Source organism: Rhodococcus sp. SORGH_AS_0301 (assembly GCF_030818285.1).
Classification (GTDB): Bacteria; Actinomycetota; Actinomycetes; order Mycobacteriales; family Mycobacteriaceae; genus Rhodococcoides.
The window spans coordinates 4180151-4194647 of the sequence record NZ_JAUTAC010000002.1 but is presented as its reverse complement, the minus strand read 5'-3'; the positions used below and the strand labels follow the sequence as shown (position 1 = coordinate 4194647).

The window sequence follows — 14497 nt, the reverse complement described above, 5'->3', positions numbered from 1 at the left end:
CATGGCGACGACTCTGGTTCTGCTGCCGCTCATTCCCCTCGCCGGAGCCGTCGTGCTGCTGCTGGGTGGACGCCGGAGCGATGCGTGGGGCCACCTCCTCGCGTGCGCGGCGATGCTCGCGTCGTTCGCGCTGGCCGTCGTCGCCTTCGTCGACATGGCCGGGCGGGCAGCGGAGGACCGCGCGCTCTCGCAGACGGTCTTCACCTACGTTCCGGTCGAGTCGCTGCAGATCGAGTTCGGTCTCCGCCTCGACCAGCTGTCGGTGTGCTTCGTCCTGCTCATCACCGGCGTCGGAACCCTCATCCACGTGTACTCGATCGGGTACATGCGGGACGATCCCGCGCGCCGCCGATTCTTCGCGTACCTCAATCTGTTCGTGGCCGCGATGCTGCTGCTGGTCATGGCGGACAACTTCCTCGGCCTGTACGTCGGATGGGAGGGCGTGGGCCTCGCGTCGTACCTGTTGATCGGGTTCTGGTCCACCCGGCCGTCGGCGGCCTCGGCCGCACGCAAGGCGTTCGTCGTCAATCGTGTCGGCGACATCGGACTGGCCGTCGCGCTGATGATCATGATCTCGTCCGTCGGATCCGTCTCGTACGACGACGTGTTCGCCGGGGTCGACGGCATGGGCGATGGCACCGCGACCGCACTCGGCCTCGTCCTCCTGCTCGCCGCGTGCGGCAAGTCGGCGCAGGTGCCGCTGCAATCGTGGCTGGGCGACGCGATGGAGGGCCCGACGCCCGTCTCGGCGCTCATCCACGCCGCGACGATGGTCACCGCCGGTGTGTACCTCATCGTCCGGTCCGGGCCCGTCTTCGAGGCGTCCCCGGCCGCCCAGAACGTCGTCGTGCTGGTCGGCGCCGTGACGCTGCTCTTCGGGGCCGTCATCGGCTGCGCGAAGGACGACATCAAGAAGGCTCTGGCCGCGTCGACGATGAGCCAGATCGGGTACATGGTGCTCGCGGCCGGTCTCGGCCCCGCCGGGTACGCGGTCGCGATCCTGCACCTGCTCACGCACGGATTCTTCAAGGCCGGCCTGTTCCTCGGCGCCGGGTCCGTGATGCACGCGACGAACGACGAGACGGACATGCGGCGGTACGGCGGACTGCGCACCGTCCTGCCGATCACCTACGTGACGTTCGGGCTGGCCTATCTCGCGATCATCGGTGTCCCACCGTTCTCGGGGTTCTTCTCGAAGGACGGCATCATCGAGGCCGCGATCGACGCCGGCGGTGCGAAGGGTGCGGCACTCGGCGCGGCCACCCTGGTCGGCGCGGGACTCACCGCCTTCTACATGACGCGGGTCATGATCCTCACGTTCTTCGGCGAGCGGCGGTGGCGGAGCGGAGTCCACCCGCACGAGGCACCCGCGAGCATGACCGGCCCGATGATCGTGCTGGCCGTCGGATCCGTCGGTGCCGGTGCGCTTCTCGCGATCGGCGCCCGATTGGAGGGATGGCTCGCCCCGGTCGTCGGTGAACACGACCCCGCACACCTCGTACCCGCGTGGGCCGTCACCCTCGCGGTGCTGGTGACCGTCGCCTCGGGGGTGGGCGTGGCCGTGCGCATGTACGGCCGATCGGCGATCCCGGTGACCGCACCCACGGGGTCGGTCCTCACAGCGGCCGCCCGCCGAGATCTGTACGGGGACGCGGTGAACGAGGCCGTCTTCATGCGGCCGGGTCAGCGGGCGACCGCCGCGGTGGTCACCGCCGACCGCGTCGGCGTCGAGGGAGTGGTGAGTGCCGTTGCCACCGCGGTCCGGGAGTCCTCCACACGACTGCGCCGGTGGCAGAACGGGTTCGTCCGGTCGTACGCCCTCTCGATGTTCGCCGGGGCCGTCCTGGTGGTCGTCGCCCTGACCGTGGCACTGGGAGTGACGCGATGACCGACCTTCCCGTGCTGAGCGCGCTCTGGCTCCTCCCGCTGATCGGAGCGCTGGCAGTGATCGCCGTGCCGCCCACCCGGTCTCCGGCCGCCCGCGCGGTGGGACTCACGACATCGTGCGTCGTGCTGATCCTCGCCGTGCTGTGTGCGATCGGGTTCGAGGCGGGCGCGCCGGGATACCAGTTCGTGGAGGAGCGCGAGTGGATCCCGAGCTTCGGTGCGGGCTACACACTCGGGATCGACGGCATCGCACTGACTCTCGTACTGCTGACCGCGGTCCTGGTCCCGATCCTCCTGCTGGCCGGGTGGAACGACACCCCGCCCGCGTCGCGCTCACGCCGCACCCACACCTACGTCGCGTTGATCCTCGTCGTCGAGTCGATGGTCATGGTCTCGTTCGTCTCCCTCGACATCCTGCTCTTCTACCTCTTCTTCGAGGCCATGCTCGTGCCGATGTACTTCCTCATCGGCGGCTTCGGCCGTGATGCCGGACGAGCGCGTTCCGCCGCGGTGACCTTCCTGCTCTACAACCTCGCGGGCGGGCTCGTCATGCTGGCGGCCGTCATCGGCCTGTACGTCGTCACCGCCTCGGATGCGAGTCCCTTCTCGGCGGGCACGTTCGACCTGCGCGCCATCGCGGACGCCGCGGCGGCCGGCGAACTCGGCGCCTCGCCCGGCGTGCTGAACGCGCTGTTCCTGGGATTCCTCGTGGCCTTCGCCGTGAAGGCGCCGCTGTGGCCGCTGCACACCTGGTTGCCCGGCGCGGCGACCGAGAGCACCCCGGCGACCGCGGTGCTGATGATGGCCGTCGTCGACAAGGTGGGCACCTTCGGGATGCTGCGGTACTGCCTGCAGCTGTTCCCGGAGTCGTCGGCGACCTTCGCGCCGGCGGTGATCACGCTCGCCGTCGTCGGGATCGTCTACGGCGCGGTGCTGGCGATCGGCGCGACCGACATCATGCGCCTCATCGCGTACACCTCCATCTCGCACTTCGGGTTCATCATCCTCGGCATCTTCGCCATGACGAGCCAGTCGCAGGCGGGGTCCGCGCTGTACATGGTGAACCACGGGATCGCCACGGCCGCACTGTTCCTCGTCGCAGGGTTCCTCGTCACCCGGCGCGGGAGCGCGGTCATCGCCGACCACGGGGGTGTGCAGAAGGTGGCGCCCGTGCTCGCCGGCACGTTCCTCGTCGCCGGACTGGCCACTCTGTCGCTTCCCGGACTCGCCCCGTTCGTCAGCGAATTTCTGGTCCTCGTGGGAACGTTCCCGCGCTACGGCGTCGCGGCGGTGATCGCGGCGTCGGCGCTGGTGCTCTCGGCGATCTACGTGCTGTGGCTGTATCAACGGGTGATGACCGGGCCCGTCGCCGCCGGCTCGGAACGGATCCGCGATCTCGTGCCGCGCGAGATCGCGGTCGTCGCTCCACTTCTCGTGCTCGTCATCGCGCTGGGCGTGTACCCGAGACCCGCGCTGGACATCCTCACGCCGGCCGTCGAACGCACATCGGTCGAGCAACTCGAGACAGGAGTGGCCGCGCCATGACCATCGACACCCCGTCCCTCGAGTACAGCCTGCTGTCGCCCATGATCATCGTGCTGGCGGCCGCGGTGATCGGCGTCCTGGTCGAGGCGTTCGTTCCCGCCGATCGGCGCCGCGTCACCCATCTCGTGCTCGCCCTCGGCGCACTCGCGGCAGCGTTCGCCGCCGTCGTCGCGCTGGCCGGAACCAGCACCGTCGCCGCGGCGGGGTCGGTGGCCGTGGACGGGCCCACACTGTTCCTGCAGGGGGTCGTCGTCGCGGTGTCCGCGGCGTCGGTCGTACTGATGGCGCATCGCTCGTCCGACCATCCCGAAGTGGCTGCGGTCGATGCCTTCACGCCCGCGGCGTCCACGGTGCCGGGCACCGTCGCCGAGGCCCGTGCCGTCACCGCCCGGGTCACCCGTACCGAGATCTACCCGCTCACCCTGTTCGCCGTCGGCGGCATGATGGTGTTGCCGGCCTCGAACGATCTGCTGAGCATGTTCGTCGCGCTGGAGGTGCTCTCGCTCCCGCTGTACCTGCTGTGCGGGCTCGCGCGTCGTCGGCGTCTGCTGTCCCAGGAGGCGTCGCTCAAGTACTTCCTCCTCGGAGCGTTCTCGTCGGCCTTCTTCCTGTTCGGCACGGCGCTGCTCTACGGCTACGCGGGCAGCGTCCGACTCGACGACATCGCCGATGTGGCCGACGGGGACCAGGTTCTCGGCGTGCTGGGGGTCGGTCTCGTGGCCGTCGGCCTGCTGTTCAAAGTCGGTGCGGTGCCGTTTCATTCGTGGATCCCCGACGTGTACCAGGGCGCACCCACGCCCGTGACCGCGTTCATGGCCTCGGCCACGAAGGTGGCGGCCTTCGGCGCGCTGCTGCGCATTCTCGTCGTGGGCGTGCCCGATCTCCAGGACGCGTGGCGGCCGATGCTGTGGGCCGTCGCCGTCGTCACCATGCTCGTGGGAGCCGTGATCGCGGTGACGCAGACCGACGTCACGCGGATGCTGGCGTACTCGTCGATCGCCCACGCGGGCTTCATCCTCACGGGTGTCTCCGCGGGAGCGGCGGGCGTGTCCGCCACGCTGTTCTATCTCGCGGCCTACGCCTTCAGCACACTCGGCGCCTTCGCCGTGGTGTCCCTCGTGCGGGATCAGGGCGGCGAGGTCACCGAACTGTCCCGGTGGGCGGGCCTCGGACGATCGTCGCCCCTGACCGCGGCGGGCTTCGCGCTGTTCCTGCTCGCCTTCGCCGGCATCCCGCTGACGAGCGGCTTCACGAGCAAGTTCGCCGTCTTCCAGGCCGCACTCGAGGACGGCGGTGCCGTGCTGGTGATCGTCGGCGTCGTCAGCAGTGCCATCGCCGCGTCGTTCTACATCCACGTCATCGTGGTGCTGTTCTTCACCGAACCGGAGGGACCCTCGGCGACGATCACCCACGGAACGGGCGCGACCGTGGCCGTCGCCGTCTCGGCCGTCGCCACCGTGGTGCTCGGGGTCTTCCCGCAACCGCTGCTCGACCTGGCCGAGCGGGCTGCAGCCGCGATGGTCTGACCCCCTTCCCCCCGCCCGCTCCCGGCGAGTACGTCCGAAGCGTCGTGAATCGGCGGGGAATCGCGACAGTGTGGACGTACTCGCGGGGGGGTCAGCGGGGATCAGTGAGGGTCAGCGGGGGACCAGGGGGGTCAGCGGGCGCCGGGAGTCAGCCGGGGTGCCGTCAGCTCAGAGCAGCGACGAGCCGATCCGCCAATGCCTTGGTCGATGCCGGATTCTGGCCGGTGTAGACGGTGCGGTCGACGATGACGTGGGGCGACCAGGCATCCGCCGCCGAGAAGCTCGCTCCACCGTCGCGCAGACGGGTCTCGAGCAGCCAGGGCGCCTTGTCGGCCAGTCCGGCCTGCTCCTCCTCCTGGTTGGTGAAGCCCGTGAGCTGGTAGCCGGAGAAGGGCCAGCTGCCGTCGTCGCGCTTCGCCGACAGCAGCGCGGCGGGTGCGTGGCACACGGCCGACACGATCTTGCCCGAGTCGAGGAACTCGGTGACCAGGGCGCCGAAGTCGTCCGACACCGCGAGGTCCTCCATCGGACCGTGGCCACCGGGGACGAAGACCGCGTCGAAGGACGACGCTGTCTGGTCCTCGAGGCGCGCGGGTGACGCGAGCACGTCCTTCACCGACTCCAGGTACGACTTCAGATCGGCGACCTTCGCCTCGTCGCCGCCGTTCGCCTCGACGGCCAGCGATCCCTCGTCGACGGTCGGGGTCACACCACCGGGCGTCGCGACGACGATGTCCCAGCCGGCCTCGGTGAAGGTCCGGTGCGACTCGACCAGCTCCTCCGCCCAGTACCCGGTGGGGTGCGCGGTTCCGTCCTTCAGCGTCCAGTGATCCGATCCGGTGACCACGTACAGAAGCTTCGTCATGCGGTGATGTCCGTTCGTTGAGGGGTACTTGCCGTCATGGTGTACCCGTCCGCGCCGTACTGACACGGGAACGGATGAAGCTCATCGGTCGTTGGGGGAGTAAAGCCCGTCACACCACACTCTGCGAGGTACACCATGAGCGGTAAAGGACAGTTCGGTTTCGATCCCGAGGACTTCGAGCGCGTCGCTCGCGAAGCGGGCGAGGGCCTGCGGGACATGCTGGGCCAGGCCATGAAGATGGCCGATCAGTCGGGCGGAGGCGCTCCGTGGGTCGGCATGTTCACGCCCGCCGCGACCAAGTCCGCCCCGGAGCCGGAGACCACGGGTCAGAAGGGCGACGGGGTGTGGGCCGTCTACTCCGTCGACTCCGACGGGTCGGCGAGCGTCGATCAGGTCTTCGCGACCGAACTCGATGCTCTGCGTGCCCACCGGGACAACGTGGATCCGAATCGCAAGGTCCGCTTCCTTCCCTACGGTGTCTCGGTCGGGATCCTGTCGGCCGGTTCGGAGCTCTCCACCGAGGAGTGATCTCCTCCTGCTCGCACCGCGCACTTCCGGGCCGTGAACTTGTGGGCCGTGAACTTCTGGGGCATCACGCCGAGGAAGAAGTGCACCAGCGGCCCGATCGAAAGCGCGTACAGCACCGTCCCCACACCGGCCGTGCCGCCGAGGAGCCATCCGGTTCCCAGCACCGCGAGTTCGATGGCCGTGCGCACCAGGCGCACGGACAGTCCGGTCCGCGCGACGAGTCCTGTCATCAGGCCGTCGCGCGGACCCGCGCCCAGGCCGGCCGAGATGTAGGCCGCCGTGGCGAGACCGTTGAGGACGATCCCTCCGGTGAGCAGCGCTGCGCGTGACGGGATCGAGGTGACATCGGGCAGCCAGTCAAGCGCGAGGTCGACGCTCACCGCGATGATGACGATGTTCGCGACGGTTCCGATGCCCGGCCGCTGACGCAGCGGGATCCACAGCAGCAGCACCATCACGCCGGTCACCGCCGTGATCGCCCCGAAACTGATCGGGAGCCGTGCGGTCAGCCCCTGGTGGAACACGTCCCACGGGTTGAGCCCGAGACCACCGGTGATCATCATGGCCATCGACGTGCCGTAGAGCGTGAGGCCACCCACGAGCAGGGTGGTCCGGAGTGCGAGGTCGCGGGCGTTCATGTCTCGAGTCTGTCCGCCCGTCCGCTGCTCGAGTCCAGTCCACCGACCGGCAGTGGACTGAATATCGGTCCCCGTACCGGAACCGGAGACGTGGGCGAGCGCGGCGCCTCAGCGCGAGTGAGCAGTCTGTCGCATCGGTCGCCACGTGCGGTTGCGGTAGTAGATAATGCACTCGATAACAACGAAGCCGTTGGGGACGACTGAGATGTCACAGGGGGTTCCCGTCCATGCGAAGGACGACCTTGCCTGCGACAGCCGAGCCGGACATGCGCAGTCCGGCCGCGCGCGCCGCGACCGACGTCGCCCTCCTGACCGCCGCCGTCTTCATCGCGGCGATCGTCGGAATCCATTCGCGGCCACCGGGACTTCTCGCCTCGGTGTGGGTGGCCAACGCGGTGGCGCTGAGCGTCTTCGTACGCTGGCCCCGCACCTTCACCGCGCCGGCGGCCGTCGCAGCGCTGCTCGCCCTCGTCACCGCGGACCTCGTCTCGGGTACCGACGTCTACGCTGCGGTCGCGTTCAATGTCGCGAACATCGTCGGGGTCCTCGGAGGCACGCTGGTGATCCGGCGGCGGCACCCCGAGCCGATGACCCTCGCGGGATCCGCGGACTTCGCCAGAATGTGCCTCGGCATCGTCGTCGCCGCCCTCCTGTCGACGACCGTCGCCACCCTCTCGAGCAGCCGGCTGGGACCGCACGCACCCGCCGTCGAGGCTCTGAGCTGGTTCGGATCCGAGCTCACGAGCTACCTGCTGATCGTCCCCGTCCTACTGTCCTTCCGCGCGTCGACGCCGCGCCGCCGCACCGGCCCCGCCTCGCTCCGGCGCCTGATCACGGGTGAGACTGCACCGATCGCGCTGACCGTCCTGCTGATGCTGGCCGGTCTCATCGTCCAGGGCCCGTTGCTGCTCGCGCTGCCGCTGCCCGCGCTGCTCTGGTGCGCCACCCGCATCCCCATCTTCGGCACCGCGCTGCTCACCGCACTGTGGTCCGCGTGGACGCTGCTCTTCCTCGGACGCGGGGAACTCCAGACCGGTGGGCTGCTGGGCGCGGACGGCCAGGACGGCGCCTCCGCGGTGCTGTCCGTCGCGTTGGTCGCACTCGGACCGCTGCTGGTCGCCGCCGTGTCGCTGGACCGGATGGCCGTGCAGAACAAGCTCCGCGAGGCCCTCGAGTACGACAGTCTCACCGGCGTCCTCTCCCGCGCCGCCTTCCTGCGACGGAGCCAGCAGCGCCTCGACACCCTCATCACCGACTCGCGGCCGGTCGCGCTGCTCATGCTCGACCTCGACCACTTCAAGTCCATCAACGACACGCTCGGCCACGCCGTGGGCGACATCGCGTTGGTCCGCAGCGCCGCCTGCATCCTCGGTGCCCTACCGGACGACGCGATCGCCGGGCGCATGGGCGGTGAGGAGTTCGCGATCCTCCTCCCGCACGCGGATCAGGAGGACGCCGCCTCCATCGCCGACTCGATCCGCCGCGATCACGAACGGCTGCACGTCCTCTCGTCGCGCACGGCGACGGTGAGCATAGGGTTGGCCTGGACGAGCTACGCCCCGCAGTCCGTCTCGCCGCTGCTCGTGTCCGCGGATCATGCGCTGTACGACGCGAAGCGACGCGGCCGGAACACGGTGGTCGCGGTCAGCCTCGACTAGGCCAGATCCTGCACCAGGGACCGAATGATGTTCAGTCCCTCGTGTCGCCGATGGTGCGCATGCATCGGGTGATCGAGCGATGCCATCCTCACGACGGACAGCGGCGAGCCCGATCTCGACTGCGCTCGATGCAGCCTGGCACCGAAGCGGTTCTCGAGATACTCGAGCCCGTCGTCGTTCGGAGAGAACGCGAGCACGACCGGGAACGCCGACGTCGCGAGCTCCTCGAGCCACCGACCGGGGGCGCACAGCGGCGCTCCCGCCTCGAGACGATCCCACTCTCCGGAGACTGCTCCCGCAGCGATCGCGGCGATCTCGTCGGCTCGGCGCTTGCGAGTGTCCGACATCAGGGCTTCCACCGGATCGCCCTCCTGCCAGTACAACTGGGGGTTGAATGCGACGACCCCGTCCACTGCCGACGATCGGGCGGCACGCAGACCGATCCAGGCACCTGCACAGATTCCCGCGAGCACGATGCGCTCGTGGCCTGACTGGCGCAGTGCCGTCACCGCGTCCACCACGTCGTGCACCGTGTGACCGTCGTACGGCCGACCGGGTGCATGGCCCTCGTCCGGACTCTCGCCCCAGCCGAGGAAATCCAGCCGTACGGCTGTCGTACCCTCGGCCGCCAGGGCACGTGAGAATTCGACCCACACCCGGCCGGACCCGACATGGGATTCTGAGCCGGTGTTGAGGAACACCACGGTCACTCCTGTCGACCGGGAGGGGACAGGGGAGGAGATCACCGCGGCGAGTCGATGAGGGCCGAGTGTCGTCACCGCCTCGCTGATTCCGTGCTCGCCGAGAACCACACCACTGCGGTGAGAGTCGTCGGTCTCGACCTCGTCAGCGGTGGCAGCGATCGGGGCCAGATACTCGACGATCCGAGCGACGTGCCCACCGGGCACCGTGGCCTCCTCCGTGGGCACGTCGAGCATCGATCCGGCCCCGCCGCACACTTGGTGCTCGACCTCCACCGCGTTGTCGCGGAGACGCTGCACCAATGCCGACGAGGCAGGACGGTCGTCTCGGTCCAACACGAGCACCTCGCGCGCCGGCTTCCCCAGAGTCCTCGACGACGCGGATGCCACGTCTGCGAGAAAGGTGTCTGTGAGAACCGTTCCCGCGAGCGTCCGCGCCGAAGCGTGTCCGTAGACGTTCTCGTCGTCGGGCACCTGCGTCGACAACATCGACAGCTCCCTCGCGTACCGCTTCCCGTCCGTGACCGCGGCCCACGCGATCACGCGGTCCACGGAGAGCGCGGACGCGGAGGACAACGCCAGCAGTCCGCCGAGTCGTAGCCCGACGAGCGACACCGAATCGGCGCCGGCCCGACGGACCTCGGCCACCGCCTCGGCGATGTCGTCGTGCCACGTCGACATCGTGACGGCGCCACTCCACAGATCACCGCGGGCGTCACCGGTCCCGCGGAGATCCAGCCGAAGCACCAGAAAACCCTGCGCGGCCAATGATTCGGCGAGTACGCGGAGTGCCCGATGCGAGGTCCAGTACTCGTAACCGAAGGGCGGCACGATGACGACGCCACAGCGGCTGGGCGACGAGGAGCGGGTCAGCCATCCGAAGGATGTGTCGCCCGTCGGTCCGAACCATCGGCCCGTCGTCGACGTGGAAACCGCAGCAGGGAAAGGGGCAATCACGACAAACCTCCGGAAGCAGACTGTGCGACACAGTATGCACACAGAATTCGGGGGACAAGCCTGTTCTGTCCGGAAATTCATCCGCTCGACCGACCCCTGAGATGGGCCGGTCCGCGACCTGAGGCAAGGTCGGGCTCAGGCCACGACCTGCCATGGTCGCTCGCGGCGCCCCACCGCCCACACGACCACGAGGATCGCCGCGAACAGCGCGGCCACGAGCACCAGCGTCGCCACCACACCCGAATGCAACACCACCACGGTGCCCAGGATCGCACCGAGGAACATGGCGACGACGGAGGAGAGCCGACGCAGTACAGCCGCACCGTCCCGTTTCCGGAGATCGGACCCGATGCCGGTGAGGGCCATCGTCAGCACGGTGGTGGTCATGTCCGGGACGGCGAGATGCCGCACCGCCGCATTCTGCAGCCCCAGGCCCAGCGCGAGCAGCACGACGATGACGTATCCGCGGCCGGGACCGTCCACCATGAGGATCGCGGCGATCAGCGACGCGAGCGCGAGGACGAGCTCGACCCCGAGTGCGTTGCGCAGCAGATGATCTCGTCGACCACCGGCCCGCGTGATCAGTGTCCCACCGACCATCGCGCCCACCAGGAATCCGACCAGGGCGAGCACCGAGCCCCACAACGAGAAACCGGGCGCCCCGCCCAGTGCGAAACCGATGAACACGACGTTGCCCGTCATGTTGGCCACGAACACTCGACCGAGAGCCAGCAGGCTGAGCGCGTCGATCGCACCGGTGACGACCGTGACGGCCAGCAGGATCATCGGTAGCGGCCCGTGGCGGGGATGCGCGACGTAGTCCGAGAAGCCATGTGCGGTCACGGCCACGCATTCTGCCCCAGCAGCGCGGATACAGTCGGGTGATGACCACCTCGAGCAGGACCCTGACCGCGGCGGACGGCACGCTGAACGTCCACACCGGGGTGACCGGTCGAGCGTCGAAGATGGGGCACCGGCTGACCATCGCGTTCCGCGACTGGAGCGTCACCGTCGACGAGTCGGACGGCGCTCCGACGGCCGTCACGGTTCGGGTCCGCGTCGACTCCATGGAGGTCGTCAGTGGCGAGGGCGGCGTCACACCGATGTTCGGCCCCGAGAAGATGCTCGCGCGGTCCAACGCCCTCGGCACGCTGGACGCGTCGGACCATCCCGAGATCCGCTACGACGCGACCACCGTCGAGTCGACGAAGGACGGCTACCGTCTCGACGGCACGCTGACGATCCACGGCGTGACACGCGAGCACACCGTCGACCTTTCGGTCTCCACCTCCGACGGGACGACGCACGTCGCCTTCGACGCGGTGGTGACGCAGACAGACTTCGGCGTGAAGCCCTACTCCCAGCTGCTCGGATCGATGAAGGTCGTCGACGACGTCGACGTGTCCTTCTCCGCCTCGATCTCCCAGCCGGCCTCGGCGGACTAGCCGCGCGCCATGTCGACGAAACGCGACAGGTGCAACTGGTGCGCCACCGTGATGGTGGCCGTGGGTCCGTTGCGGTGCTTGCCGAGGATCAGGTCGGCCTCGCCGCCGCGGGGATCGTCGCGCTCGGTCGCATCCGGACGGTAGAGCAGGATGACCATGTCGGCGTCCTGCTCGAGCGAGCCGGACTCACGAAGGTCCGAGACCATCGGCTTCTTGTCCGTGCGCTGCTCGGGACCACGGTTGAGCTGACAGATGGCGACAACCGGAACCATGAGCTCCTTGGCCAACAGCTTCAGCGATCGCGAGAAGTCCGAGACCTCCTGCTGACGCGACTCCACCTTCTTGCCGGACGACATCAGCTGCAGGTAGTCGATGACGATGAGCTTGAGATCGTGTCGCTGCTTGAGTCGCCGCGCCTTGGCGCGGATCTCCATCATGGTGAGGTTGGGGGAGTCGTCGACGAAGAGTGGTGCCTCGCTGATCTCGCTCATCCTGCGGGCGAGGCGGGTCCAGTCGTCGTCCGTCATCTTTCCCGAGCGCATGTCGCCGAGCTTGATCTTGGCCTCGGCGGAGAGGAGACGCATGACGATCTCGGTGCGGCTCATCTCGAGCGAGAACATGACGCTGGCCATGCCGTGCTTGATGGAGCACGAGCGCATGAAATCCATTCCGAGAGTGGAGTTGTGTGTCGGCACCATCGAACGACCGGCGAGATAGAGGTGGTCCGTGTTATCGACCTCGACACATCTGACCGGCACCGAGTCGACGCGACGAACGTCGACGATGAAGCGACTCGAAGACCTGGACACATTCGACGAGGCACGACGCTCTTTGTGCAGCAACTGCTTTCGATGCAGACCGAAGACCACATCATCGGTCGAGAAGGTGAGTGTGAACGCCGTCGACGACGCCTCGGTGCGTCCTGCCACCCTCTTCGTCGATCGATGTACTCGGTACCCCAGACTGACGATGAGTTCCTCGACGTCGAGTGCCAGTCGCTCATCGGTGACACTGAACTGCGCGGATCCGCCTGCCGTGACGGTCCCGTCGGTGTCCAGCAGGCCGGCGAGTACAGCTCGCCGCTGCGACTCCGACGACCTGAGGTACTCCATGGGAATGTGCTTGTTGTTCAACACACCGAGTGTTCGGAGGCGAGCTTGCACCGTCCCCGTGGCGTTTCGGCACTTCTGGCACATCCGAAGTCCGGTGCACAGCTCACCGCAGAGCGGGCACAGCGGCTGATCCACCACGTCATCCTGGAAACGAGCCCGGCCACCGCATGAACGGCCGCAGGTACGCACCTGAGAAGAGAACGGCACGAAGCGTTTTCCGCACACCGTACAGAACTTGGCCGGTACAGGTTCGGGTGCGGGAAGCTGAATCGAGTATCGCAACTCAGCTGCTGCGGATCGAACGGCCACCAACCCCTCACCTTCGATCCGAGCAATGATCTCGGGATCGTCGGAGGTGATCTGCGCGCAAGCGCTGGTGCCGTCCCCCAACCACGCGCCCAGCGTGTAGGGAGGGACGGAAAGGACCGCGTCCGGACGCTGGATCGGCTTCGCGTTGGTCACCGAGTGATTCAGTCGAGCGTCCTTGGTCGCGCACCTGATCGAACCGGCGATCTGCTCGGTGGTTCGCACCTCGGCGAACGTTCCTTGGTTCTTGGTCCTGTTGTATCGAGCAGCCGCAGCCTGCGCCGACTTTCGCGATGCGCGGGTATCCGTGAGCCACTGATGCTCCGCGTCGGCCACGATGACCGTGCCGTCGGAGAACTCGACCTCGTAACACGGCCTACCGACCATCACGTCGGTCGCAGCGACGACCCGAGTCGCAGATCCGGACGCATCGATGAGATGGTCCCCGACCTCGACTTCACCCATCGTCGTCCACCCAGTGGGCGTCGCCAACGGCGTGTCGAGGGCGAGCGCCTTGCCCACACCAGGCCTCGCCGCGACGATGATCATCTGGCCCGGATGCAGACCGTTGGTCACCTCGTCGAGCTCGGTGAAGCCGGTGGGGACACCGTTCGACATGCCGCCGCGGCTGGCGATGGAGTCGATCTCGTCCATCGTGGGCTGCAGCAGTTCCTCGAGCTGGACGAAGTCCTCCGCGGTACGACGCTCGGTGACCTCGTACACCTCGGCCTGAGCCCGGTCGACGACTTCGGACACGTCCTGACCGTCCGCGCCCGCGTAGCCGAACTGGACGATGCGCGTACCGGCCTCGACGAGGCGACGCAGGATCGCCTTCTCGACGACGATCTCGGCGTAGAACGACGCGTTGGCCGCCGTGGGGACCGTCTGCGTCAGCGTGACGAGGTAGGGCGGGCCGCCGATGCGCTTGAGCTCACCGCGCCGTTCGAGCTCCGCGGAGACGGTGACCGGGTCGGCGGGGTCGCCGCGGCCGTACAGATCGAGGATGGCGTCGTAGACCATCTGATGAGCCGGGCGGTAGAAGTCGCCGGGACGCAGAACCTCCAGGACGTCCGCGATGGCGTCCTTGCTGAGCAGCATGCCGCCCAGTACCGACTGCTCGGCAGCCATGTCCTGAGGGGGCTGACGACCGAAGTCCTCACCGGGCGCCTCGGACGGCCCCTGGTAATCGTTCGTTCCCCGATCGTCCACGACTGCCACAGAAGTTCGCCGCCCTCTCGCTCGACCGAAGCTCGCCCCCGGAGATCTCGTCCGTCCTCGGCCGTGTCGGCCGAGTCCGTGCTCACCACGTTGTACCCCCGGCCTCCGACA

11 protein-coding genes are annotated in these 14497 nt (G+C 68.1%); 6 read left to right on the top strand and 5 right to left on the bottom strand.

Annotated elements, in window-relative coordinates; all coding sequences use genetic code 11:
• Position 1: 1 nt before the first annotated feature.
• The 3 genes from nuoL to nuoN are packed head-to-tail and all read left to right on the top strand — an operon-like array spanning position 2 to position 4958.
• Positions 2-1888 carry an NADH-quinone oxidoreductase subunit L gene (gene nuoL, locus QE397_RS20445; protein ID WP_307096993.1) on the top strand — a complete coding sequence of 629 codons (1887 nt, stop codon included), beginning with the start codon at positions 2-4 and terminating at the stop codon, positions 1886-1888.
• A complete protein-coding gene (locus QE397_RS20440; RefSeq protein ID WP_307096991.1) occupies positions 1885-3432 on the top strand; it encodes an NADH-quinone oxidoreductase subunit M in 1548 nt (515 codons plus the stop codon). Before nuoL ends, QE397_RS20440 begins: the two co-directional genes overlap by 4 nt.
• A complete protein-coding gene (nuoN, locus tag QE397_RS20435) occupies positions 3429-4958 on the top strand; it encodes an NADH-quinone oxidoreductase subunit NuoN (protein ID WP_307096989.1) in 1530 nt (509 codons plus the stop codon). Before QE397_RS20440 ends, nuoN begins: the two co-directional genes overlap by 4 nt.
• A 163-nt stretch (positions 4959-5121) precedes the next feature.
• Here the strand turns inward: nuoN and QE397_RS20430 are convergent, their stop codons facing one another.
• A complete protein-coding gene (locus QE397_RS20430) occupies positions 5122-5823 on the bottom strand; it encodes a type 1 glutamine amidotransferase domain-containing protein (RefSeq protein WP_204869380.1) in 702 nt (233 codons plus the stop codon).
• 135 nt (positions 5824-5958) lie between these two features.
• Here QE397_RS20430 and QE397_RS20425 point away from each other — a divergent pair, with 135 nt between their 5' ends.
• Positions 5959-6351 carry a hypothetical protein gene (locus QE397_RS20425; RefSeq protein ID WP_307096987.1) on the top strand — a complete coding sequence of 131 codons (393 nt, stop codon included), beginning with the start codon at positions 5959-5961 and terminating at the stop codon, positions 6349-6351.
• Here the strand turns inward: QE397_RS20425 and QE397_RS20420 are convergent.
• Positions 6294-6989, bottom strand: a complete 696-nt coding sequence (locus QE397_RS20420; protein ID WP_307096985.1) for a YitT family protein — start codon at positions 6987-6989, stop codon at positions 6294-6296. The genes QE397_RS20425 and QE397_RS20420 overlap by 58 nt on opposite strands.
• A gap of 242 nt (positions 6990-7231) precedes the next feature.
• Here QE397_RS20420 and QE397_RS20415 point away from each other — a divergent pair, with 242 nt between their 5' ends.
• Positions 7232-8647 (top strand): diguanylate cyclase, encoded by a 1416-nt coding sequence (locus QE397_RS20415; protein ID WP_307096983.1) that lies wholly within the window; start codon positions 7232-7234, stop codon positions 8645-8647.
• Here QE397_RS20415 and QE397_RS20410 read toward each other — a convergent pair.
• Entirely contained in the window at positions 8644-10179 is a 1536-nt protein-coding gene (locus tag QE397_RS20410; protein ID WP_307096981.1) for an alpha/beta hydrolase family protein, read from the bottom strand. The genes QE397_RS20415 and QE397_RS20410 overlap by 4 nt on opposite strands.
• Before the next feature lie 261 nt (positions 10180-10440).
• On the bottom strand, positions 10441-11148 hold the full coding sequence (locus QE397_RS20405; protein ID WP_307096979.1) for a YoaK family protein: 708 nt from the start codon (positions 11146-11148) through the stop codon (positions 10441-10443).
• 41 nt (positions 11149-11189) lie between these two features.
• Here QE397_RS20405 and QE397_RS20400 point away from each other — a divergent pair, with 41 nt between their 5' ends.
• Positions 11190-11750, top strand: coding sequence for a YceI family protein (locus QE397_RS20400; RefSeq protein WP_307096977.1), 561 nt, complete (start codon positions 11190-11192; stop codon positions 11748-11750).
• Here the strand turns inward: QE397_RS20400 and dnaB are convergent.
• Complete coding sequence (dnaB, locus tag QE397_RS20395) at positions 11747-14386, bottom strand: replicative DNA helicase (RefSeq protein WP_307096975.1); 2640 nt, start codon at positions 14384-14386, stop codon at positions 11747-11749. The genes QE397_RS20400 and dnaB overlap by 4 nt on opposite strands.
• Positions 14387-14497 lie beyond the last annotated feature (111 nt).